The 23741-nt window shown below is 49.6% G+C and carries 22 protein-coding genes; 8 read left to right on the forward strand and 14 right to left on the reverse strand.

Annotation, left to right across the window (positions count from 1 at the left end):
* Positions 1-23 precede the first annotated feature (23 nt).
* From CWE15_RS07820 to CWE15_RS07835, 4 genes are all read right to left on the reverse strand, one after another.
* Complete coding sequence (locus CWE15_RS07820; RefSeq protein ID WP_126757532.1) at positions 24-1718, reverse strand: NAD-dependent malic enzyme; 1695 nt, start codon at positions 1716-1718, stop codon at positions 24-26.
* 8 nt (positions 1719-1726) lie between these two features.
* The gene (gene hemL, locus CWE15_RS07825; RefSeq protein WP_126757533.1) at positions 1727-3022 is read right to left on the reverse strand and encodes a glutamate-1-semialdehyde 2,1-aminomutase; all 1296 of its coding nucleotides are present in this window, start codon (positions 3020-3022) and stop codon (positions 1727-1729) included.
* A gap of 11 nt (positions 3023-3033) precedes the next feature.
* A complete protein-coding gene (locus CWE15_RS07830) occupies positions 3034-4047 on the reverse strand; it encodes an aspartate carbamoyltransferase (protein WP_126757534.1) in 1014 nt (337 codons plus the stop codon).
* Between the two features lie 73 nt (positions 4048-4120).
* Positions 4121-4570, reverse strand: a complete 450-nt coding sequence (locus CWE15_RS07835) for a CopD family protein (protein ID WP_126757535.1) — start codon at positions 4568-4570, stop codon at positions 4121-4123.
* Positions 4571-4656: 86 nt separating this feature from the next.
* Between CWE15_RS07835 and CWE15_RS07840 the strand changes: the two genes are divergently transcribed.
* The 4 genes from CWE15_RS07840 to pepQ all read left to right on the forward strand — a co-directional run bounded on the left by CWE15_RS07840 (position 4657) and on the right by pepQ (position 7807).
* A complete protein-coding gene (locus CWE15_RS07840; RefSeq protein ID WP_126757536.1) occupies positions 4657-5379 on the forward strand; it encodes a DUF6776 family protein in 723 nt (240 codons plus the stop codon).
* Between the two features lie 72 nt (positions 5380-5451).
* Complete coding sequence (gene erpA / locus CWE15_RS07845; RefSeq protein ID WP_126757537.1) at positions 5452-5799, forward strand: iron-sulfur cluster insertion protein ErpA; 348 nt, start codon at positions 5452-5454, stop codon at positions 5797-5799.
* Positions 5800-6015: 216 nt separating this feature from the next.
* The gene (locus tag CWE15_RS07850) at positions 6016-6405 is read left to right on the forward strand and encodes a DUF3718 domain-containing protein (RefSeq protein WP_126757538.1); all 390 of its coding nucleotides are present in this window, start codon (positions 6016-6018) and stop codon (positions 6403-6405) included.
* A 91-nt stretch (positions 6406-6496) separates the two neighbouring features.
* Positions 6497-7807 (forward strand): Xaa-Pro dipeptidase, encoded by a 1311-nt coding sequence (gene pepQ, locus CWE15_RS07855; protein ID WP_126757539.1) that lies wholly within the window; start codon positions 6497-6499, stop codon positions 7805-7807.
* A 23-nt stretch (positions 7808-7830) separates the two neighbouring features.
* On the opposite strand, the gene CWE15_RS07860 is transcribed toward pepQ, so the two are convergent.
* Positions 7831-8958 (reverse strand): anhydro-N-acetylmuramic acid kinase, encoded by a 1128-nt coding sequence (locus CWE15_RS07860; RefSeq protein WP_126757540.1) that lies wholly within the window; start codon positions 8956-8958, stop codon positions 7831-7833.
* Positions 8948-10264, reverse strand: a complete 1317-nt coding sequence (locus CWE15_RS07865; protein WP_126757541.1) for a peptidoglycan DD-metalloendopeptidase family protein — start codon at positions 10262-10264, stop codon at positions 8948-8950. Before CWE15_RS07865 ends, CWE15_RS07860 begins: the two co-directional genes overlap by 11 nt.
* Positions 10265-10404: 140 nt before the next feature.
* Here CWE15_RS07865 and tyrS point away from each other — a divergent pair, with 140 nt between their 5' ends.
* Positions 10405-11607, forward strand: coding sequence for a tyrosine--tRNA ligase (tyrS, locus tag CWE15_RS07870; RefSeq protein WP_126757542.1), 1203 nt, complete (start codon positions 10405-10407; stop codon positions 11605-11607).
* Positions 11608-11679: 72 nt separating this feature from the next.
* Here tyrS and CWE15_RS07875 read toward each other — a convergent pair whose 3' ends face one another.
* From CWE15_RS07875 to CWE15_RS07905, 7 genes are read right to left on the reverse strand one after another with little or no spacing between them, the layout of a single operon-like run.
* A complete protein-coding gene (locus tag CWE15_RS07875; RefSeq protein ID WP_126757543.1) occupies positions 11680-13680 on the reverse strand; it encodes a methyl-accepting chemotaxis protein in 2001 nt (666 codons plus the stop codon).
* Between the two features lie 31 nt (positions 13681-13711).
* Complete coding sequence (locus tag CWE15_RS07880) at positions 13712-14527, reverse strand: symmetrical bis(5'-nucleosyl)-tetraphosphatase (protein WP_157980736.1); 816 nt, start codon at positions 14525-14527, stop codon at positions 13712-13714.
* Positions 14528-14546: 19 nt separating this feature from the next.
* Entirely contained in the window at positions 14547-14921 is a 375-nt protein-coding gene (gene apaG / locus CWE15_RS07885) for a Co2+/Mg2+ efflux protein ApaG (RefSeq protein ID WP_126757545.1), read from the reverse strand.
* On the reverse strand, positions 14914-15732 hold the full coding sequence (rsmA, locus tag CWE15_RS07890) for a 16S rRNA (adenine(1518)-N(6)/adenine(1519)-N(6))-dimethyltransferase RsmA (protein WP_126757546.1): 819 nt from the start codon (positions 15730-15732) through the stop codon (positions 14914-14916). The genes apaG and rsmA overlap by 8 nt, the downstream gene beginning before the upstream one ends.
* A complete protein-coding gene (gene pdxA / locus CWE15_RS07895; protein WP_198674996.1) occupies positions 15725-16720 on the reverse strand; it encodes a 4-hydroxythreonine-4-phosphate dehydrogenase PdxA in 996 nt (331 codons plus the stop codon). The genes rsmA and pdxA overlap by 8 nt, the downstream gene beginning before the upstream one ends.
* Positions 16717-18000, reverse strand: coding sequence for a peptidylprolyl isomerase SurA (surA, locus tag CWE15_RS07900; protein WP_126757548.1), 1284 nt, complete (start codon positions 17998-18000; stop codon positions 16717-16719). The genes pdxA and surA overlap by 4 nt, the downstream gene beginning before the upstream one ends.
* Positions 18001-18010: 10 nt before the next feature.
* Positions 18011-20323, reverse strand: a complete 2313-nt coding sequence (locus CWE15_RS07905) for an LPS-assembly protein LptD (protein ID WP_126757549.1) — start codon at positions 20321-20323, stop codon at positions 18011-18013.
* A gap of 120 nt (positions 20324-20443) precedes the next feature.
* Here CWE15_RS07905 and CWE15_RS07910 point away from each other — a divergent pair, with 120 nt between their 5' ends.
* The 3 genes from CWE15_RS07910 to djlA are packed head-to-tail and all read left to right on the forward strand — an operon-like array spanning position 20444 to position 22932.
* Entirely contained in the window at positions 20444-21454 is a 1011-nt protein-coding gene (locus CWE15_RS07910; protein ID WP_126757550.1) for an aminoglycoside phosphotransferase family protein, read from the forward strand.
* Positions 21451-22113, forward strand: coding sequence for an N-acetylmuramate alpha-1-phosphate uridylyltransferase MurU (gene murU / locus CWE15_RS07915; RefSeq protein ID WP_420807753.1), 663 nt, complete (start codon positions 21451-21453; stop codon positions 22111-22113). Before CWE15_RS07910 ends, murU begins: the two co-directional genes overlap by 4 nt.
* Positions 22114-22932, forward strand: a complete 819-nt coding sequence (gene djlA, locus CWE15_RS07920; protein ID WP_126757552.1) for a co-chaperone DjlA — start codon at positions 22114-22116, stop codon at positions 22930-22932. It begins immediately after the preceding gene.
* On the opposite strand, the gene CWE15_RS07925 is transcribed toward djlA, so the two are convergent.
* Positions 22929-23729, reverse strand: coding sequence for a DUF3530 family protein (locus CWE15_RS07925; RefSeq protein ID WP_126757553.1), 801 nt, complete (start codon positions 23727-23729; stop codon positions 22929-22931). The genes djlA and CWE15_RS07925 overlap by 4 nt on opposite strands.
* Positions 23730-23741 lie beyond the last annotated feature (12 nt).

A 23741-nucleotide genomic window follows, 5' to 3' on the forward strand; every position in this document is an offset into this window, starting at 1 on the left:
TTTATGGCACCTGGGCTCAGGTATTAGAGACTGACCCGACGATACTCGCGGTATTCAGGCTGCCAGAACATATTTTCAATACGCTGGCGTAGCATGCTGTCGTCAATGTTCAGGGCATGCCCTTGCTCTTGAGCAACCTTACCCACCGCAAAAGCAATTTCACGGGACAAGGCTTCGATACCTGTTAATGGCGGCAGCAAGGTGCTGCCTGTGCCCAGCACCAGCGGCGACAATGAAGCCAATGTTTCGCTGGCGGCTATCATCATCTCCTCCGTAACCCGCTTTGAACTAACCGCTAACACACCCAAACCAATGCCGGGGAAAATATAGCTATTATTGCACTGGGCAATGGGGTATTCGTCGCCCTTGTAGGTTACGGTACCAAAGGGGCTGCCCGAAGCCATGATCGCTTGGCCATCCGTCCATTCAAGGACGTCGCTTGGGTGGGCTTCTACTTGGCGTGAAGGGTTGCTTAATGGAAATATAACGGGGCGCTCACAGTATTGGTGCATGCTCCGAATGACCTGCTCAGTAAACAGCCCCGGCTGCCCCGAGACACCAATCAGGACTGTTGGCTTAGCACAATGCACCACGTCTAAAAGCGAGGGGAAGGTGCCGCTGTATTGCCAGTCTGATAGGTGCTCTTCAGGCTGGGCCAGTGCCGCCTGGAAGTCACGCAAATCAGGCGTTTGCGAAGTTAATAAGCCAAACCTGTCGACCATAAATATTTGCGACTGGGCCTGCTCACGGCTTATGCCTTCTTTGCACATATGGGCAATAAGCTGCTCGGCGATACCACAGCCAGCGGAGCCGGACCCAACAAATACAATGCGCTGGTCTTTAATGGACTCGCCTTTCGCCTTACAAGCGGCGAGCAAGGTGCCTGCGGTGACTGCCGCAGTGCCTTGAATGTCGTCGTTAAAGCAGCACAACTGGTCTTTGTAGCGCTTGAGCAGTGGCATGGCATTTTGTTGGGCAAAGTCCTCAAATTGAATAAGGGCTTCAGGCCAGCGGCGTTTAATAGCTTGTAGTACCGTGTCCACAAAGTCGTCGTACTTTTCCCCTGTAATGCGCTTATGGCGAGCTCCCATGTACATAGGGTCATTGAGTAACTTTTCGTTATTGGTGCCCACGTCTAGCATGACAGGCAGGGTGTATGCTGGGCTAATACCGCCACAGACGGTATACAAAGAGAGCTTGCCAATAGGTATACCCATGCCTCCAATACCTTGGTCACCTAAACCTAAAATGCGTTCGCCGTCGGTAATAACAATGACTTTCACATTACGCTTGGTGGCGTTGCGCAGCACATCGTCGATGTTGTCTTTGTCCTCGTAAGACAGGAACAAACCACGAGCACTGCGGTAAATGTCGGAGAACTGTTCACAGGCGTCGCCAACGGTTGGGGTGTAAATAATGGGCATCATTTCTTCGATGTGCTCTTTCAGCAGGCGGAAGAACATGGTTTCGTTGTTGTCTTGAATAGCCCGTAAATAGATATGCTGGTTCAATGGCATATCAAAGGTTTTATATTGCATGTAGGCTCGGCTCACCTGCTCTTGAATGGTTTCATAGCGGGGTGGCAACAGGCCTGTTAAGTTAAACTCTTTACGTTCTTCGGGGCTGAACGCACTGCTCTTATTGAGCAGTGGCGTTTCCAGCAAAGAAGGTCCAGCGTAATGAATATAAAGAGGTTTCTTGTTGCTAGCGTCTGTCATTGATGCTCCTAAGAAAACTGCTTTGCTAAGCGTGCAAAGGCCACATCGGCACAACGAAGGGTTTCTTCGATATCGTCGTCTGAATGCGCGAAAGACATAAAGCCCGCTTCATAAGCACTAGGCGCAAGGTACACACCCTGTTCCAGCATGGCATGGTAGAAGGCTTTAAATTGCTCCATATTGCATTGGGTTGCTTGCTCAAAGCTGGTCACTTGCTCGGCGTCAGTAAAGAAGAACCCAAACATGCCACCGGCTTGGTTGGTGGTGAGTGGAATACCGTGCTTCGCTGCCGAGGCGCGGAAGCCGTCCATTAACTTGGTCACATTGTCTTCTAGTAGCTGGTATTGGCTTTCATCAGAAATCGCATTCAAAGCCGCTAAACCTGCAGCCATAGCGACCGGGTTACCAGATAAGGTACCGGCTTGATACACAGGCCCTAGAGGTGCAATGTGATTCATAATGTCAGCTTTACCACCAAAGGCCCCAACAGGCATACCACCACCAATCACTTTACCTAAACAGGTAAGGTCGGGCTGCACCTGATAAAACTGCTGTGCACCCCCCCGAGATACGCGGAAGCCGGTCATCACTTCGTCAAAAATAAGCACGCTGCCGTAGGTGTCACACAGCGCGCGCAATCCTTCAAGGAACCCTGGCTGAGGTGGAATGCAGTTCATGTTACCCGCCACAGGCTCCACAATAATACAGGCAATGTCGTCGCCTACTTCTTTAAAAACCTGTTCAACTTGATCAAGCTGGTTAAAGCCGACGGTCAGGGTATGCTGCGCTACATCAGCTGGCACGCCAGGTGAGCTTGGTACGCCTAGCGTCAGGGCACCTGAGCCTGCGTTCACCAATAAAGCGTCGGCGTGGCCGTGGTAACAGCCTTCAAATTTAAGAATTTTATTGCGGCCTGTGTAGCCACGAGCTAATCGAATAGCGCTCATGGTGGCTTCAGTGCCTGAGTTCACCATGCGTACCTTTTCAATAGAAGGTACGAGTGAAATGACTTTTTCTGCCATGCTGATTTCAATGGCTGTGGGGGTACCAAAGCTGAGCCCGCGTGATGCGGCATCAATAGCTGCATTGCGCACGTCTGGGTGATTGTGACCAAGAATCATTGGGCCCCAAGAGCCCACATAGTCAATGTATTTTTTGCCGTCGGCATCAAACATATATGCCCCTTCAGCCTGCTCAATAAAAACAGGCGTGCCCCCCACACCTTTGAACGCACGGACAGGGGAGTTGACCCCACCAGGAATACTTAGTTGGGCTTGGGTATATAGTTCTTCAGAACGAGACATAGTGGATCCTTTTAATAACGTGACTTTTGGCTATGCCAAACAACGTCGGTGTCGTATTTGCTGACGATATTCTCAACACCAAGAGTAAGGGCAAATAAAGCCATTCGAATAAGTACGCCATTATCCGCTTGGCGGAAAATGGCTAAGTTAGGGTTTTGGTTTAAGTCGTTGTCAAGCTCATTGGCTTCTGCCCGTGAATCGCGAGGAAGCGGGTGCATAATCACAGTGTTCGGCTTGTAATGCCGGGTATAAATTTCGCTGTTAAGACGGAACTTCCCGCGGTACAAAGCTGCCTCTTCTAAACTTGCGAAACGTTCTTGTTGAATTCGGGTTTGGTACACAATGTCGGCGTCTAGTTCACCAACAAGCGCGTCGGTAATGTGAAACGCATGGCCTGCATTGGTCAGGGCGTCAAGCACCTCGTCGGGCATAGCTAATTCCCGAGGCGAAATAAGAGTGAAACGAATGTTTTTGTACAAACAAAGCAACTTTGACAGCGAGTGCACAGTACGCCCGTGCTTTAAGTCGCCGATCATGCAAATATGCATGCCGTCTACTTGCCGCCCGTGGTGCGCCAACTCTTTGGCTATTGTATACAAGTCGAGCAGTGCTTGGGTTGGGTGCTCGTTAGCACCGTCACCGCCATTAATGACGGGAACTCGACTTCCTTCAGCAAACTCACTTACGGAGCCTGCCTTTGGGTGGCGCATTGCAATAATATCGCTATAGCTTGAGAGTACGCGGGCCGTATCGAAGAGCGACTCGCCCTTCGCAATAGCAGAACTTTCCATGCCCGTGGTTTCACGTACCTCACCACCGAGTAGGTTGAAGGCGGTACCAAAACTCACACGGGTTCGGGTGGAGGACTCAAAAAACAAGTTACCTAAAATAGCACCGTTCAAAACCGTCGTGCGTTTCTTCCGGTGTGCATAGGGTTCCATTAAGTCTGCAGTTGCGAATACTTGCTGAATAGAGTCGGGGGTGAACTGCCCGACTGAAAGAATATTAGCCCCTTTAAATTGCATAACCCTCTTTACCTTTCCCCAGACATATAATTGCCGTCAATTGTAGCAGAAAGGGCCCTTAAGAGGGAAAGAATTAGGCGCCAAGGCTCGGCTTGAGCACGGCTAAGAAAATAATAGCAAAGAGGGCAAGCACCGGCACTTCATTGAAAATACGGAACCAACGGCCCGAGCGGAAATGGGGTGTCTGTTGAAAGCGCTTCAACAGACGGAAGCAATAAACATGGTAAACTGCTAAGGCTAAAACCAAAAGAAGCTTGATATGCATCCAGTGAGACACTTTGAACCACTCAATGCCATAAATCCAAAGCATACCAAAGCCAAATACAAAGGTAAGAACTGCGAAGGGAGTCACAAAAAACAACAAGCGCCGCTCCATGGTAAGAAGCTGTGTGTGCACGAGAGGCTCATTGCTTTCTGCATGATAGACAAACAAGCGAGGGAGGTAGAAAATACCTGCGAACCACGCCACCATGAACGCGAGATGCAAAGCTTTGAACCATTGCACAAGTTGATAGTCTGCCATAATACTCCCTTATATTTAGAGTTATGGAATTTAGCACGCTCGGCACATGAGTGCCAGAACCAGCCAAACCAAAGAGGAACCTGCAAGTGTTTAATATTGGGAACGTCATCACGCGGAAAACACTGCTAATAGTTATCGCAAGCCTGTTAGCAGCAGTCGCGCTTGGCTACTATGCGGCGACAGCCCATATAAAGTGGCAGCTTGCCAGGGGCGACTGGTTGGCACAGCAAAACAGCAGCTTGTATGAACGTATAGCGCAATTAGAATACCAAATTAATATTTTGCAAGTTGAAATAGACGTTGAACGGGGAGCCAGCGCAGTTTTACAGCAAGACGTAGAAGCCCTCATTGCTGAAAAGTCTGAGTTAACTCGTGAGCTGACCTTTTATCAACGCGTGGTGTCGCCGGAGCAAAGCACAAAAGGGGTTATTCAGGACTCATTTGTCGTGACCCCCAGCCGGGCAAATAATAGTTATTATTATCGTTTGATTCTTTTACAGTTAGACCGTCGCGTGCAGCAGCGCATCTCAGGTCGCTTTGATATAGAAATAGTCGGGCAGCTTGACCAGGAAAATGTTACGCTCAACCTGCTTGAGCTTGCCAATACGCCAGATACATCAGGGCGCTTTCAAATACATTATTATGCGCTTGCAGAAGGTACTTTTACACTGCCAGACGGGTTTACTCCTCAGTATGTGAAAGTAACGGCGAAGGCAGACAATGCCCGTGCCATAGAACAAACATACCAATGGCAGGTGTTGCTAGGCAGCCCTGCGGGTTCGGTGCAGGAGGCTCCTTCTGAAGAGTGATTGCAACCCCAGTACGATTCAGGGAAAATAAGACTGAGAAAGTAACTTAATGAAATAGGTAGGACAAAGTTTATGAGTGGTGTAGAACAGGCAATGCCTATTGAGTTTAGTGAGTCAGCAGCAAAGCGTGTACACGATTTGCTTGCCGAAGAAGAAAACAAAAATCTAAAGCTTCGTGTATTCATTACAGGAGGTGGTTGCTCGGGCTTTCAATACGGCTTCACCTTTGATGAGAAGCAAAACGCCGATGACTTTAAAATAGAGCGAAATGGCGTAGCTCTTGTCGTCGACCCGATGAGCTTACAGTACCTTGTGGGGGGCGTGGTGGACTATGAAGAAGGCTTACAAGGCGCCCGTTTCTTTGTAAACAATCCCAATGCGAGTACAACATGTGGCTGTGGCGCATCCTTTTCTGTGTAGCAGGTTAACGTTTTGTATAACCTGCGCAAGCCTATATGGTACATGCGCTAAGTGAAAGTTGGCGTCTAAGAGTATACTTATTAGCAACAAACTAGCTCAAGCAGGCAGGCGCCATTTAACAAATTGAAAACACGAAATCAATTGATTTACGAAATAAAACAGGGAGAATCGAACACGTTTTATTGCTCTGTCGAGTAGAGCTAGGAGTTTAAAACGATGCGTTTGATTCAATGGTTTTTACCTGTTTTACTTACATCCGCTGTGTTTGCAGCACCCGCCAAAGCAGTAGAAAACGAACTAATTGCCAAAAGTCTCTGCCGGGCAATTATGTCGGACGACCGCTCGTATCTACGAGACATCATCACGAAACACAAGCTACGTTTGCCGAATGTATTTACAGCCGTTCGTTGCAATGGCTACAGCATGTTGCAGTTTGCCATTACGGCAGAAGCACTTGATGTGGGCGAAATGCTTATACGGCGTGTGCCCCTAAGCGTACTTGAAGCTGACAAGGTTGACGGGGAAAGTGTGGATGAATGGGCAGAAAAAGCCGGCTATGGCAGCTCGCCCGTGATTGCGATTGTTCGCCAACGCTTAGGGAAATAACCCACACTGCATACCGACGCATTCGGGTTAGGAAGCGAGTCGCTTCTTTTGTTACACTGCGCATACACCTTTTAGTTTTGAAGAGGGGCGTATGAGCCTATACAGTGAACACTTAAAAACCGTAATGCGTCGTTTCGACGAGGCCCTGGAACATACGGGGTTCGACAGCGTATTAATTTTTTCCGGACAACCTCAAGTAGCCTTCCTTGACGATAATAGCTACCCATACCGAGTAAACCCACTTTTTAAGTATTGGCTGCCCATTACGGAAAGCCCTAAAAGCTATATTTTCTACCGCAAGGGCGAAACACCTAAGCTGTTTCTTTTCCAAGCACGCGACTTTTGGCACACCCAGCCTCAACTGCCACCGGGTGAATGGCAAGAGCTTTTCGATATTCAACTGATCGATACGATTCAACCAGTACGTTCTGCATTAAGCGGCGCATTGTCGCAAACAGCGTTTCTCGGTGAAGCATTTGATGGGCTGTCAGAGTGGGGGCTTGCTGAAGTGAACCCAACGTCGCTCATTAACTACGTGCATTTTCAGCGTTCGCTCAAAACCGAGTACGAAGTAAGTTGCTTAAGAAAAGCCAACGTGTTGGCTGCGCAAGGGCACAATGCAGCTAAGCTCGCCTTTGATAACAAAGCCAGTGAGCTGGAAATACACCATGCCTACTTGGGCGCTATTCAATGCCACGAAACACAACTGCCGTATAACAGCATTGTGGCTTTGAACCAAAATGGGGCCGTGCTGCATTACGACGTATATGAAACCAAAGCCCCTGCGGAGCACCTGTCATTCCTGATTGATGCCGGAGCATTGCATGACGGCTACTGTGCCGATATTACACGGACCTATAGTGCTTCAGCGGAAGGTTTTTATGCCGAATTAGTACAGGCTGTAGACGAAGCAGAGCAAGCGATTATAGGTGACATCGAAGTGGGTCGTTCCTATTACGACTTACATGTGGACATGCACCGAAAAATTGCAGGTCTTTTGGCCCAATTTGGTTTCTTCAAAATCAGTGCTGAAGCCATTTTTGAGCGTGGCTATACCCGTGCCTTCTTTCCGCATGGGTTAGGTCACTTTATTGGCTTACAGGTGCACGATGTGGCTGGGCACTTAAAGAACGCACAAGGGGAAAGTTTCGCACCCGACGCACAGCACCCGTTCTTACGATTGCGCCAAACCATTCAGGCAGGTCAAGTATTTACCATTGAGCCTGGCTTGTATGTGGTTGATCAGTTGCTCGAAGAGTTTGAAGGAAACGAAGACTTCAATTGGCAGCGAATTGCAGAGCTCCGTCCGTACGGCGGCGTTCGGATTGAAGACAGCGTACATGTAACCTCAGAAGGCACGGTAGAAAACCTCACCCGAGACGCCTTCGCAAGCTTGAAATAAGCCACCTACAGCACGCCTGTTCGTTACAGGGCAGGCGTGTAACTACCAAGAACAACAGGCCGTTTCGCGCCAGTGACCTGTGTTACGTTGCCCGCTTGCGTGGTGACATGAGCATAAGCTAACCATGCAAACAGTATGGCCTCCACCCACTCAGGATCGACCCCGAGCACAGCGGTACTGTGCCAATCGATATTAGGAGTCAATGCTTGCAGCCGCTCAACCAAGTAGGTGTTTTTAACGCCCCCTCCGCAAAGGTACACTTGGTCACAGTGTCCTTGCTGCATGAGAGCGTGCCCGACTGTGTGGGCAGTCAGCTCTAAAAGGGTTGCTTGTACGTCTGTTGGCGTAGGCTCTTGGCCGGTAACAGCGGTGAACGCTGCAAGCTTGTGGTGAAGCCAGCGTAAGTTGAAATACTCACGGCCGGTACTTTTCGGTGCCGCTAATTGAAAGTAGGGATCGGCAAGGCAGGCTTCTAGCAATGGAGCAAGGGGCTGGCCAGAGCGTGCCCAAGCGCCATCTCGGTCGAAATGTGCCTGTTTATGATGCTGCTGGTACCAGGCGTCAAGCAGCGTGTTCGCTGGGCCGCAGTCGAAACCGGTAATATCTCCTGAGGCAGGAAGCCAGGAAATATTGGCGATGCCACCTAAATTAATGACGGCACGGTTGTACTCCGTTGAATGGAATAAAGCCTGGTGCAAAGCTGGCGCAAGTGGTGCGCCCTGCCCACCGACAGCAATGTCTTTTTGGCGAAAGTGAGACACCACAGCTATGCCAGTGTTGGCTGCGAGGGTCGCTGGGCAACCTAACTGTAGGCTAAATGCGGGCGTCAATTCTGGGTGGTGCCGTACGGTTTGACCGTGGGAGCCGATGGCTATGATCTCTTGTGGCTGCACACCTGCTGCGGCTAAAGCATGCTGCACAGCCTTCGCTGTTTCTAAAGCAAAGTCTCGGTCGGCCAAGCCATAATTCACGAGTTCATTCGCATGTGGGCTGCAGAGCTGTTGGAGTTGCTGTTTCAGCGCCGGTGGAAATGGGTGACTATAGCTGGACACCAACTCAATGCCAGCCGCGTCAATAGCTGTAATAGCAATGTCGATAGCATCTATACTGGTGCCCGATAAGGCACCAAGATAAAGTTGCTTAGTCGGCATTGTGGTAAGCCAAGAAAATACGCTGACGACTTTCTAGCATGGCCATTTTTTGCTCGGCAAAATGAGTAAAAGATGCCAGCTCACTTGCCGGTAAGGACTCGGCTTGCGGTAAGTTGACTGTACGCGGGTTGCGATGGCTACCATCAACAAGAAACTCATAGTGTAAATGGGGACCGGTTACTCGGCCTGTGGCACCGACGCGGCCAATAAGCTGTCCTTGGCGAATCCTGTCGCCGCGGCTCACATGACGGCGGCTAAGGTGCAGGTACTTAGTTACATAGCGTTCACCATGCTGAATAAACACATAGTGGCCGTTTAAATTGTTATAGGCACTGGCGATGACTTTACCGTCGCCTGCGGCCATAACCGGAGTTCCAGTTGCGGCTGCATAGTCAATACCATTATGAGGTGACACCCGGCCGGTAACTGGGTGTAAGCGGCGTGGGTTGAAACTTGAACTGACGCGGGTAAAGTGCACGGGTGCGCGCAAGAAGCTTTTGCGCATGTTTTTACCTTCAGGCGTGTAATAGTTGCCGTTGTTGTGACGAACAGCACGGAACACTTCGTCTTGGTTAATAAACTCAGCGGCAATAATATGGCCTGTGCCCACATACTCGCCGTCTACGTATTTTTTCTCGAAAATAACCGCAAAGCGGTCGCCCTGACGAATGTCTAAAGCAAAGTCGATATCCCAGCCAAACAATTCTGCTAGGCTCATAATTTGTGACTGGGTTAACCCCGCTTCAACCCCTGCGTTCCAAAAGTTACTGGTAATAGTGGCCTGCGTGAATTCTTCGCGGCTTTCAAACTCTTTGGTTTCCATATGGGCAACAAAGTCACTTGTACCTTCTGCGGCACGCAGTACAAACGTGTCAGTGGTATTCAACACATAGCGAAGCTCAACAATGTTGTTTTCTGGGTTTTTGGCTATTTGCAGTGTGTCGCCCGGGTGTACGCGGCGAAGTAGGTTGTCGGTATCGGCTTGGGTCAGGCGGTACAGTTGTTGGGCAGAAAAGCCTAAGCTAGAAAAAATGCGTGCTAAGCTGTCACCGGACTTAATTTCATACTCCAGCCAGGTAACGGTTTGTTCAGGCGTTTCAGCGCCTTCTGGCAGGGCGATATCAAGGGGTAGGGGGTAGCGTTTCCCTAATTCATAGAGCGACTCTTGTGCTGCTACATTACGTGAGGCGCTGGCACGCTCAGAAGGCCATATCAGGAGGATCAATAATAAAGCGGAGATACCCGAAATGGTTATTTTGTGTCGGCGCGGTAAACGTCGCACCACATTTTGAATTGGTTTTACCATAAAACAAAGACCTATTTGGTAAGCAGCCTTAGCATAATAGCATTTTATACGCTTTGCTAGCACCAAGTGAGTTCAATAAAAATATGCTTTGCAGTAGAATACATAGTATGCAGAAAAGTTCATTATACGTGGAGTAAAAAATGAGTACAGATGTGGCGAAAGCAATGGCGCTCATCACCCGTGGGGTTGATGAAGTTTTATTACAAGAGGAATTAGAAAAGAAGTTAAGCCGTGGTAAGCCACTGACAATCAAAGCAGGTTTTGACCCGACAGCCCCTGATTTACACTTAGGCCATACGGTTTTACTGAACAAGTTACGTGCTTTCCAAGACTTAGGTCATAACGTGGTATTCTTGATTGGCGACTTTACGGGCATGATAGGTGACCCCTCAGGGAAAAATGTCACGCGTAAGCCACTTACCCGTGAAGAAGTGCTCGCGAACGCAGAAACGTATAAAGAGCAAGTATTCAAAGTTCTTGACCCAGCCAAAACAGATGTTCGCTTTAATAGTGAATGGATGAACGCGATGGGCGCCGCCGATATGATTAAGCTTGCTGCCCGCCAAACCGTTGCCCGTATGCTGGAGCGTGACGACTTTAAAAAACGTTACAAAGACGGCCAAGCCATTGCTATTCATGAATTTATTTACCCACTGGTGCAAGGCTGGGACTCGGTTGTGTTAAAGGCCGATATAGAAATGGGCGGAACTGACCAACGCTTTAACTTACTTATGGGGCGTGAACTTCAACGTGAAGAAGGGCTAGAGCCTCAAACGGTTATTACAGTCCCATTACTTGAGGGGCTCGACGGCGTCCAGAAAATGTCGAAGTCGTTGGGTAACTACATCGGCATTACCGATGCACCGAATGATATGTTTGGCAAACTTATGTCCGTTTCTGACGAGTTGATGTGGCGCTATTTTGAGCTGCTTAGTTTCCGTTCCACAGAAGAAATTGCAGGCTTAAAGCAAGCCATTGCCGAAGGAGAAAACCCGCGTAACGTAAAAGTGGCATTGGCCAAAGAGCTCATTACGCGCTTCCATGACGAGGCTGCTGCCGACGCAGCAGAGCAAGACTTTGTTCAACGCTTCCAAAAGAACGCCATGCCAGAAGATATTGAAAGCATGGAATTAACTTTAGATGACGCACAGCTAGGTATTGCCAGTGTGTTGCGTGAGGCCGGTTTAGTACAGTCTACCTCTGAAGCCATGCGCATGATTAAACAAAACGCTGTGCGCATAGACGGCGAGCGTGTGACAGACACCAAGTTAACGTGCGAGCGTGGCAGTGAAGCAGTGTACCAAGTAGGAAAGCGTAAGTTTGCTCGCATTAAGCTAGCATAAGGGTTGCGCAGCTTTGTAAAGCATAAAAAAAGGGCTCTGATTATTCAGAGCCCTTTTTATTTTGCCTGTTGATTATAAGCGGAAGGTTCGAATCGACTCTTGCATCTCCGCTGCGAGGCGGGCAACTTCGTCACTTGCTTCGTCGGTTTGTAATGCGCCGGACTCGGCACGCTCTGCGATAGCTACAATTTCTTCAAGCTTCTCGCTTATCTCACGGCTGGTAGCGCTTTGCTCTTCAGCGGCAGTGGCAATATGCGTGCTGCTGTCGGAAGCTTGGTGTACCGAGTGAGTAATTTCGTCCAGTGCGCTGGTTTGTTTCTCAGTTTGAGTGACGCTCATTTCTGCTTGCTGACGACCACGCTCCATCACGCTAACGGCGCGCTCCGAGTCTGTCTGTAGGCTTTCGATCATGCTTTGAATTTCTTCTGTTGACTGCTGTGTACGGCTGGCAAGAGTACGTACTTCGTCAGCTACAACCGCAAAGCCTCGACCATGTTCACCCGCACGAGCGGCCTCAATGGCTGCATTTAAAGCTAATAAGTTGGTTTGGTCGGCGATACCGCGAATGACGTCAAGAATACCACCAATGTTGGAACTGTTTTCTGAAAGCTGGTTAATAACCTCGGCGGCATTTTTAATTTCAACTGCTAAGCCTTCAATGGTTTTTCTGTTCTCTTGCGCCAGCACAATAACTTGGCTTGCTTCTTCGTCTGAATGCTGAATTTCACGCAATGCGTCGGTGGCGGCACGTGCAACTTCCGAAGAGGTGCTCGTCATTTCTTGCGTGGCCGCTGCAACTTGTTCAACCTGTGAGCGTTGCTCTTGGATAGCACTCATGCTTGACGCTGACACACTGGATGACTGCTCGGCTGCCGTTGCTAGTTGGGTAGCCCGGTTTGCAATACCTTCAATAAGGGTTCTTAAGTTATCAATTAACTTGTTGGTGTTACTTGCTAGCTCACCAAATTCGTCGTTGCTTGAGTCGTCTAGCTTATGACTTAAGTCACCAGAGGCAAGCGTATTTAGAATTTCATTGACGCGGCCTAGCGGGGCGGTAATAGCGCGCACAGTGACAAAACTAATGCCTATCGCCAGTAGCACAGAGACCAGGGTGAGCAAGGTATTAATCCAGGTGCCACGAGAAATAGAGGCGAGTGCGTCTTGGCGTAAGGTTTGAGCCACGCCTTGTACTTGCGACTGTAACTGGCTCATATCCACAAGTAGACGCGACATGCGCTCTTCGTTAGCGGTGATTTGTGCTTGGCTTTGCGTGCGGAGTGAAAGCGAGCGCTGCACCATTTCGACAAGCGCGTCAGGTGAGCCAATTAAAGCGTTTTTAGCTTCCTGAATGTTTTCGGCAATGTCGGGCAGTAAAGGATGCGTTGGAGCATGCCCACGAACTAATTGGTAGCGCGAGTCAATGGTTTCAATGGCCACTTCAATTTCACTACGAATAATGCTGGCACGGTCAGCGTCGTCTGCATTTAAAATGTCGTAGCCTAGAGTTACAAAGCTGTTCAGTGCTGTTTCTAGTAGGCCTGCGTCGTTGTAAAGCTCACGAGAAATACCAGGCTCGTCAATGAGGTCAAGAATAAACATAGCCGCACTGTCAGAGTAGTTTTCTACATCACGAATACGGCGCTGAGTTTGGTCACCTAAGGTTAAAAACTCACGCTGTGAGCTAATGACATTGGCTGCATCTGTGGTGAAGTTGTGGGCTCTATTAATAACATCTTGAATATTGGTTTGTTGTCCAGAGGCCGCAAGGGTATCGGCCAAGCGCTCCATGTCAGCGTCTAAACTTTCTAAGTTCTCGTCGTATGCTAACTGTTCTGCATTAACTTGGTCTAAGGTTGTGGCATGGTAGCTTTTGAGTTGAATGTTGCTGATTTGCAAGAGTTCAGCTTGGATAGCGCCAACCCCTACTAAAGAAGGAATAGCCACTTCATTCACTTGATCCGTAGAGGCTCCTACATTCCGCAAGCCAAAAAATGAGCTCACGCTAATAACAAATAGAAGTGCCGTTATGATGGCAAAGCCACCGATGATGCGCATAGCAACAGTTATTCTCATAATAAGCTCCACAAACCACTGAATTTTGTTTTTATTTGCCTTCTAAATTAGGCAGGCTAACTTTTTCTGCACGGTCGCAATCGTATAATGTTAAGTGACCATTCCATACGCAGCCCGTGTCTAGGGCAATGATGTCGTCACGCCCCGTTTCACCACTGAGAGAAGCCCAATGCCCAAAAAATACTTGGGTGGTGCTGGTGGCTTGTAATTCAAACCAAGGAACAAGCTCACCCGGTGGCGCTGTTTCTAGCGCATCCTTGTGCGTCAGGTCTAGCGCACCCTCTGGGGTGCAATAACGCATGCGTGTTAATGCATTGATTATATATCGGTATCGGTCGCTCCCTGACAAACTTGAGTGCCATTTGTTGGGTTCATTACCATACATGTGTTGCAGTAAGCCCTTCCAGCTTGCGCTTTGTAGTTGCTCTTCAACTTCGTGTGCATACTGAATTGTCTCTGCAATTTTCCAGCCGGGTGGCAAGCCTGCGTGGCTCATAAATTGACGTGCTTTTGGGTCATGCAAGGCAAGCGGAAAGTGGCGCAGCCAGTCTGCTAAAAGGTGGCTGTTTGGAGCGGACAAAAGCGCAGCTGTTTCTTGGCTTGTTTTGGTGGGTTGCAAGCCAGCGTACACAGCTAAATAGTGCAGGTCATGGTTACCAAGGGTGCATGAAAAAGCACCTTCTAAGCTATAAAGAAAATTCAGGGTTTTTAGGGGCGCAGGGCCACGCCCAATTAAGTCGCCCACGGCCCATAGCTCGTCTCGACTTGGAGAAAAGTCGACTTCTGCCAAGAGGCTCCGTAAGGTTGTGTAACAACTGTGTATATCACCCACCAGGTAACGGCTCATGCCACGGGCTCCTTTGACATTAATGTAAAATGTTCGGTTGAGCCAGCCTGAACTGGGGAATAACCAACTGAAAGGACTCGCCGGATGCATCGCGCATGCCATAATAACCTTCCATGACACCCACGGGAGTTTCTAACACAGTGCCACTGGTATAGGTAAAAGAGTCACCAGGCTCGATAATGGGTTGCTGGCCTACCACACCCGCTCCTTTTACTTCTGTTACCTCTCCGTTTGCGTCTGTAATAGTCCAAGCGCGGTCCATAAGTTGCACAGAACCTTCACTTTGGTTGGTAATGGTAATGGTGTAAGCAAACACATAACGGTGGCGGGCCGACTCGGACTGAGCCGGCAAAAACATGGTTTTAACTTTTACAGAAACGTTATTATTACTCATCTTCTTGGGGCGGATTATCACTTAGCCAGTTCGCAATACGAACGTAGTCGGCGACGGCTAATGTTTCAGGGCGTGCGCCAGGGTTTATTTGCAATGCTTCGAGCTGTTCTGCGCTCAGGAGTTCTTTTAAATTATTGCGCATGGTTTTACGGCGCTGGTTAAACGCAGTTTGACAGACACGATTCAGCATTGCCCGGTCTTTCACTGGAAAAGGGGGGTGCGCATAAGGCGCTAACCGAACCACGGCGGAGTCTACCTTAGGTGCAGGGGTAAAAGCCTCAGGTGGCACATCTAGTACCAAAGAGACTTCAGCGCATTGCTGTACCATAATAGACAGTTTCCCATAGGCTTTACTGCCTGGCCCTGCAGCCATGCGGTCAACCACTTCTTTTTGCAGCATGAAGTACATGTCGTCCACCACGTCTAATGACTGCAATATATGGAAAATAAGTGGTGTTGAGATGTTATAGGGTAAGTTCCCGAACACGCGTAACTTACCGCCAAGATCAGCGGCAAGCGCTTGAAAGTCAAACTTCAAGGCGTCATTGCGGTGCACAGTTAACAGTTTGCTCAACCGCGGGTGTTGCTCTAGGCGATCTGCTAGGTCGCGGTCAAGCTCAATGACATGCAAATGGCCACTGGTTTCAGCGACAGGCTCGGTGAGGGCGGCAAGGCCTGGGCCTATTTCAACCAAATGCTGTTGTGGCTGCGGCCCGATAGCGGAGACAATGTCGTGAATAACTTGGTCGTCGTTTAAAAAGTTTTGACCAAAGCGTTTCCGAGCGCGGTGCCCGTGCATAGACTTACTCATAAATTGTGTTTTCTGCCATTGTTAGTGCGTGAGAAATAGCGAGTTTAAAACTGCCCACGTCGGCTTGGCCTGTCCCTGCAAGGTCAAGGGCTGTGCCGTGGTCAACCGAAGTGCGAATGTATGGTAAACCCAGGGTAATATTCACAGCGTTACCAAAGCCTTTGTATTTTAACACAGGTAAGCCCTGATCATGATACATAGCCAGAACAGCATCTGCCGCTGCTAAATACTTTGGTTGAAATATAGTGTCAGCGGGCAAAGGGCCCGTTAGCTGGTAGTTGTGTTCTTTGCGCAGGTGGTCAAGGGTTGGTGTTATTGTGTCTATTTCTTCATACCCTAGGTGACCACCTTCACCTGCGTGAGGGTTCAAACCGCAAACTAAAATATGTGGACTTTGAATACCAAACTTATGCTTTAAGTCATGATGTAAAATATCAATGACTTTAATTAACCGTTCCCGCGTAATGGCTTTAGGTACATTCGCCAGCGGAATATGGGTTGTAACTAAAGCGACGCGAAGGCCTTCTGTCGCGAGCATCATCACGACGTCCGAGCAGCCCGCATGGTGGGCAAAAAACTCCGTGTGACCACTAAAAGCAACCCCAGCTTGGTTAATAATGCCTTTATGCACAGGCCCAGTCACAATGGCGTCGAGCTGGCCAGACAGGTTCGCTTGGCTTGCTGCGGTCAGGGTGGCAACCACGTAATGCCCGTTTGCTTCAGCCAGTTGTCCTGGCGTTGCTGGTACTTGCAAAGGAACATGGGAAACCGTCAGCGTGCCTGCAGTTTGCGCCTGCGGCGATTGTTGCTCGACATACTCCCGCAAAGATAAAGGCAGCCCGAGTTGAGCTGCTCGATCAAGCAGGAGTTGGCGGTCGGCAAAAACAACCAGCTCAGCAGGCCATGCTTGCTGAGCCAGTGTAACAATAAGGTCTGGCCCAATTCCAGCCGGCTCGCCGGGTGTAATAGCAATTCGTTTTGGCATTATTCCTTAAACTCAATATAGGCACTGTCACGCAATTCTTGTAGCCAAATATCCAGCTCTTCTTGGTATTTACGGCTAAAGAGAATTTGGCGAGCACGCTCTTCAAGACGTTTTTCGGTTACATCCTGTGTACGGCGCTCAAGTACTTCAACAATATGCCAGCCGTGCTCCGTGCGGAACGGCTCACTGATGGTGCCAATTTCTAGGGTGTCCACCATATGCTTAAATGCAGGTACATACAGGCTAGACTCTGCGAAGCCTAAGTCGCCGCCATTGCGAGCTGAGCCTGGGTCGGCCGAGTGCTCTTCAGCAAGCTCAGCAAAGGTCGCGGTGCCATCAAGAATTTGCTGGCGCATCGTCTCTAGCTGTTCTTGAACTTTGGCTTCAGAAAGAATGACAGAAGGGCGCATAAGAATATGGCGTGAGCGCACTTCTTCTATTTGAGCTTGGGTTTGTCCCCGCACGTCGTGCACCGTAAGAATATGGAAACCGATGCCGCTCCGAAGAGGCCCAATAATAGCGCCTTTCGTTGGGTTGCTTTCTACGGCACTGGCAAAAAGAGTCGGCATACCGCTGAGTGTAAGCCAGCCCATGTCACCGCCTTCTAAAGCATTTGAAGCACTAGAAGCAGAAATAGACAGGTCGCGGAAGTTACCACCGCGGTTTAATTCGGCAATAATTTGCTCGGCTTGAGCTTGGCTTGCCTCGACGTCAAGGCTGCCGTCAGGAGTTTGAATACGGGCTAAAATATGGCCCATGTTGTACTCTGTTTGGTCGCCGCCTTGCTCTTTAATAAGCTCCACCAGCATGCTGACTTCTTGGGGGCTCATATAAATACGACGTTGAACCGACACCCGCTGCACTTCTGAGGTAATGATTTGCTTTCGTATACTTTCGCGATAGCTCCGCCAGCTGTCACCGGAACGCTCAATTTGATTGCGTAGCTGCTCAAGAGTTACATTGTTTTCACCTGCAATGCCTCGAATTGCATGGTCAAGTTGGGCGTCTGAGATGACAAATCCCATTCGCTCTGCTAATTGGAGTTGTAATGCTTCCGTAATTAACCGCTCTGTGACCTGAACACGCAAGGCTTCGTCACTGGGAAGTGCACGCCCTTCCTGCTCTAAGTTGGTTTTTACTTGGCTCATCAGAGCTTGCACTTCGCTTTCAAGCACAACACCACTGTCCACCACAATGGCTATTCGGTCTAGCTCTTTAGCAGAAGCCTGGCCAAGCATAAGTGCGAGCACAAGGCTGGTAAAACATACTTTCAAAAGGTTCATATATAGTCCACTAATTACTTAAATAAAAAGGACGGCGATAACCGAAAATACTTTGTTGGAGTATATCAGTTAATCGACGCGAACCGCCTCCAAGGCCGGTTAACATAAATTGTACGCTCACCCCGTTATCGAACTCTGCGGCCGGCACGGGGCTATTCAGCAGTGTTGGTTCAAAACTTCGGTTAATACGGCGGTATGCATTAACACGAATAGACCAACAGCAGCTTTCGTACTGTATGCCAATTAAAGCGTCAACCGTGGTACCACGGCGTATATCTTGATACCAGTGTGCGGCTAAGGCCCAGTCTTGGTCGAGGCGCCAAGAAGAGGCAACACCAATTTGCTCAACACGTTGGAAACGACTTTCTTCGGTTTCATTGCCTGCACCGTGCACCTTACGGTAGTTGAACTGGATAAGGCTGTCACTATCTTTCCGGTACTCGGCAGCAAGGCGAGCTTTGCGCGCAATCTGGAGCGTTGTGTCGTACTGCAATGCGCCACTGAAAAACCAGCGGTCACTCACTCGAAAGTCGAGTTCACTGGCCAGCTCGGAATTACTAGCCGTTATTCGACTACTGTCGTCAAACAATTGTGTCTGGCTTTCATCAAGATAGAAAATCTGACCTAAACTGACCCGCAATAGTTCCTCAGCGTCGCTATCAAATATGCTGGTGGAAGCCCCAAGCGTAACTTGATGGGCGTCTGCCACTCGGTCTAAGCCGGTAAAACGGCGGGCTCTGAAAAGACCATGGTAGTCATCCTGAATAAGGCCTGTGTCATAAATACCAATGTTGCTTTGGTCACGGAAAGGGACATACAGGTACTGCACTTGAGGTGTGAGTGTTTGTAAGCCGCCCTCGTCGCCAAAGGCGCGCTCCAAATGCAGCCGCGCTTGCGTTCTAAAACGAGGCAGGTAGCGAGTTACTGTGCTTTCGGATGTGTCGGGTATGTTGTTTTGAGTGTAATGGGTGGCCAGATAGCTCACTTCTGTTTGCCAGTCCCAACCCGGCTGTTGCACGTTTAAAGAAACACTCGGCTCGATGTGCAGGCGAGTCGCGTGCTCTTGGGAGCGCTCGCTGTTACGGAAATGAGTGAGCTCAGAAAATACGTTATAGCTTAACAAGTCGGTGATGGACCGCCCCGAGTGAAAGCTTATGCGAGGCAGGGTGCGATAAGGCGCACTGTAGGGCCCAAGCATTTGAAAGTCTTCCACTTGAATTTGCAGGCGAGAATGCGCCCCATGATAGTTCAGCTGACCTTGTCGATATAGATGCGCGTCGGCTGGGTTAGCAAAGTTGCTGTTAAAGTCGTGAATGTAACTGGTGTCGCTAACCTGCATGAACTCCACATAGCTTGACCAGTTAGCCTGCCATTCTGATTGGGTTTCAAAACGGATAAAATGGCGGTTGGGACGGTTTGCTATTTCTTTGTCGCCATCGAGGTATTCGCCATTTAGTTGAATGCGATGCTGCTCGGTTAATTGACGCAGCTCTGCCATTAGCATAACGCCTCGTTTACTTGTAAACCGAGGGGTAATGGTCGCATCGCGTTGGGGAGCTAGGTTTAAATACCAAGGAACTTCAACTTCCAAACCGTTGCGTGAGGTGCTGCGAACAACCGGGTAAAGCAAGCCCGTTTTGCGTTCGTCGGTTAATGGGAAGGTGAAGTGAGGAACGTATAAAACAGGCACATCAAACAAGCGCACCTGGGCTCGTTTGGCCACCCCCCAGGACTTGTTTTCATTCACTTGTATGCTGTCGGCACGAATTTGCCATGCGGGTCGTTCGCCTGGACAGGTGGTAAAAGTACCCTCTGATAAGGTGACATGTCGCTCGCCGGGGGCAGCGCCTAATGCAATGGAGGAGGCTGTGCCATAAGCTGAATTTGGAATAAGCAAGTATTCAGCTGCGCCCACTTCAGCTGTGGCGGCATTTATGTCTGCTTCAATTTCGTCAGCGCGAATTGCAATATAGCCGTCGCCATATCGTATGCCGTTGTATGCATGTAGGCGAGCGGCTTCCTGATCAAGCACGGCGTTGTTGGTAATTAACCATTGATTGTCTTGGCGCAAGGTGACGTGACCAGACAGTTCTGCGAACTGATTGCCACGTAGCTCAACATGGTCGGCTTCCGCCGTTAGTTGCCCTTGACTCGAAGGCGTAATAATATCGTCTAGTCCTGGTAACCAGGAAGGTGAAATACGACACTGCTGGTTCGCTAAATACGCACTTGTGCTTTGCTCTTTAACCTCAACTGCATTGGCTGTGGCAATACTGAAGCAGGCAACAAAAGTGGTCAGTAAAATATGTAAGCGAATGAACATGAACAGTGCGTTTTCTCTTAAGATTCAAGTAGTCCGTTATGATAAAGCAATTTTCCACTTCCTGCTATTTGATAACGCTATTTGCTACGATAGTTTCACTGTATAACAAAGGCTGAGGATATGCCCCAAAGAGAAGTAGAGCGGTTAAATTGGGTGCGCACTGTAAGTACGTTACCAGAGCCGCAAGTCAAGATGTTAGCCGGTGACGCCAGTTTTCGTCGCTATTACAGGGTAACAGGCAGTCATCAGCAGACTGAAATTCTAGTAGACGCACCACCTCCTGAAGCTCTTGAGCCTTTTCATTCTGTCGCTTTAGCTTATGCAAAAGCAGGGCTGCAGGTGCCGCAAGTGAAGGCAACCAATATCCAACAAGGGTTTATGCTGCTAGAGGATTTAGGCGACACCCTTTTGTTAGAAACCAAGGTGTCTGCTCGGCATCGCTACCAACAAGCCATTGACTTACTACCTAAGGTTATGAGTGTGCAGGCAACACGGCTAGGTCCCTTGCCCGCCTATGATAAGGCCTTACTCGAGCAGGAAAATGGACTTTTTATGGACTGGTTGCTGAAAAAACACCTCGGGCTTACTTTGAGCGACCATGAGCTAAGTTTGTGGCAGCACTTTGCGAGCGTTATGACAAAGAATGCGCTGGAGCAGCCCCAGGTGGGAGTACACAGAGACTACCACTCCCGCAATATTATGGTGAATTCAGCTCAAGAGTTGGCGCTGATCGATTTTCAAGACGCTGTGGTGGGAGCTATTACCTATGACGCTGTGTCGCTCTTGCGTGACTGTTATGTGGCGTGGCCAACCGACTTTGTAGATGAGCTTATGGGGTATGCTTACCAGGTATTCCAAAAGCATGGCTACCTTGCGGCAACCGTGGACTTATCGAGGTTTCGCCGTTGGTTCGACTTGATGGGGCTGCAACGACATACCAAAGCAAGTGGAATATTTGCGCGCCTTTACCATAGAGATGGCAAGCCACGTTATTTAGGCGACATACCACAAACCCTCCGTTATATCGTGCAAGTAGCTAAGCAGTATGACGAATTAGCAGCCTATGGTCATTGGGTCGAGCAGAAAGTGCTGCCATTAGCCGAGCAGCGAGGAACTCCATGCGAGCCATGATCTTAGCAGCCGGTCGAGGAGAGCGTATGCGGCCTCTCACCGACACGTGCCCAAAGCCCTTGCTGCCCGTGGCTGGAAAGCCGTTGTTAATGTGGCACTTAGAGAAGCTGGCGCGCATGGGCGTGAGCGAGGTGGTGATTAACACAGCCTGGTTAGGTGACGCCTTAGTGGACGCCGTTGGCGACGGTGCAAACTGGGGCTTACATGTGCATTGGTCCCATGAGCCGCCAGGCGGATTAGAAACGGCCGGTGGTATTGTTCAAGCCTTGCCGTTGCTTGGCGACCAGCCATTTATGGTGGTCAATGGCGATATTTGGACAGACTTTGATTTCTCTGTGTTACCACGGTCCCTGGAAGGGGCGTTAGGGCACGTGGTGCTAGTCAATAACCCCTTGCATAACCCACAGGGCGACTTTGCTTTGTCAGCAGAAGGGCGGGTGAAGTTAGAGGGGCAGAAGCTTACATTTAGTGGCGTCAGCGTATTAAGCCCAGCGCTGTTTAAAGGAGTGTCTGCGGGTCGTAAGGGGCTGCGACCGCTACTGCAACAAGCGATTGCCCAAGGTCGTTTAACAGGCCGCCATTATTGCGGCGCCTGGACCGATGTGGGTACGCCTGAGCGTTTGGAAACGCTGGAGAAAGCCTTGGCAGGAGCAGGTTAAATGTGGGGGCGTGTTGTAGGTGCTGCATTTGGTTTTATTTTTGGAAAGTTGCCAGGTGCAGTTTTAGGCTTTGCCATAGGCTACTGGTTCGACTGGAAGTACGGCGCGCCCTTAGCTGGGCAAGGTGGCCTGAATCGTTTCTTTGCAAAAAGAAGCTACTCTCGCCAAGACGCTACATTTTTTTATGCTTTGTTTGCAGCTCATGGCCATATCGCTAAAACCAAGGGGCGTATTAGCGAGGCAGATATAGCGTCAGCACAGGGCTTAATGGACGAGCTTGGATTAAAAGGTGCTGCCTTAGAAGAGGCCCGTGCTGCCTTTCGCGAAGGCAAAGATCCACATTTTCCATTGGTGCCTACGCTGAAACAGTTTCGTCGCGACTACGACAACCGAAGCGCCGTTTTGCAGTCGTTTATGCTGCAACTTATCGCTTTGCTAATACGCGCTCACCGTTTGCAGCGAGCCGAGTTCGAGTTGCTACTTACGGTTGCTAAAACGCTTGGCTACACGCGGTTTGAACTCGAACGCTGGCTGTTAATGGAATCGGCTCAGTTGCAGTTTAAACGATTTAAAAATAAGGCAAAGCGACCACAGCCAGCAGCCGAGAACAAGCAGTTAAAAGCCGCCTATACAGTGCTGGGGGTCACCTCGGAAGCGTCCGATGAAGTTATTAAAAAAGCTTATCGCCGCCTGATGGCAGAACACCACCCGGACAAACTGGCTGCCCAGGGCTTGCCAGAAGAAATGTTGGCTGGTGCAACCCGTCGTACACAAGAAATACAAGCTGCCTACAATTTAATTAAGCAGCATCGTCGCTAGCCTTGAACTCCGGCATGTCTTAGCCAGCCAAAAACCTGTTTGGCCAGCGCGTCGTCGCGCATCGGAAAATACGGCAAAGTGCGCTGCCTGTATTGGACGTGCGACGCACGCTTCGCTTGTATAACGCGAGCGGAGGCTGTGCTACTGCTCCAGCTGTTGCTATTCATTGCTTGCAAATCAAGCACTGGGAAGGGTAATGCGGCTAACAGCTCAGGTAAGGCTTGGTTAAGCTGCCAGTGGGGCAGGTATGGAGACACGACAACCAAGGCCTCTGGGTGGGGCAACGCATTGGCTTGATAAAGCTGTATTAATAGCCCTGCTGTTAACCCTTCTGCTACCACAACACGAACGCCGGGCTCTGCAGCTAGGTGCTCAAGGGTGTTGAGCAGCCGCTGTTGCAGTGGGTTTTTAATCTGTAACAGTTGTTCGTTGGGTGCGCTCTCTGGGTAAGGTTTGTCGCCTAAGTGGCGCCAATTGAAAGTGGCAAGGTCTATGTCCGGTGGACTAAAAGCAACGCTTTGCCAACCATATTGAGGCAGGTGTACACTGAGCGAGCGGACGAAAGGGCTTTGCAGCGGGGTTAAACCCCACTCAGAAACCAGTAAAACGGTTCCGTTTTCTATGGCGTATTCGCTTGGGTGTGTCAGCAACACAAAGGCAGAAGTGCCTTCTTGTGCAGGTTCAACCCACTGAGTATTTTCAGGTGGCAAATAATAAGCGAGGTCATCAGCCTTCGATGCATGAGCGCTACCGAGAAGCCACGAGACCATTAGCAGATAGATAAGCGATTGTTTCATAGTTCTGGTATC

This window comes from Aliidiomarina taiwanensis (assembly GCF_003987015.1).
Classification (GTDB): domain Bacteria; phylum Pseudomonadota; class Gammaproteobacteria; order Enterobacterales; family Alteromonadaceae; genus Aliidiomarina; species Aliidiomarina taiwanensis.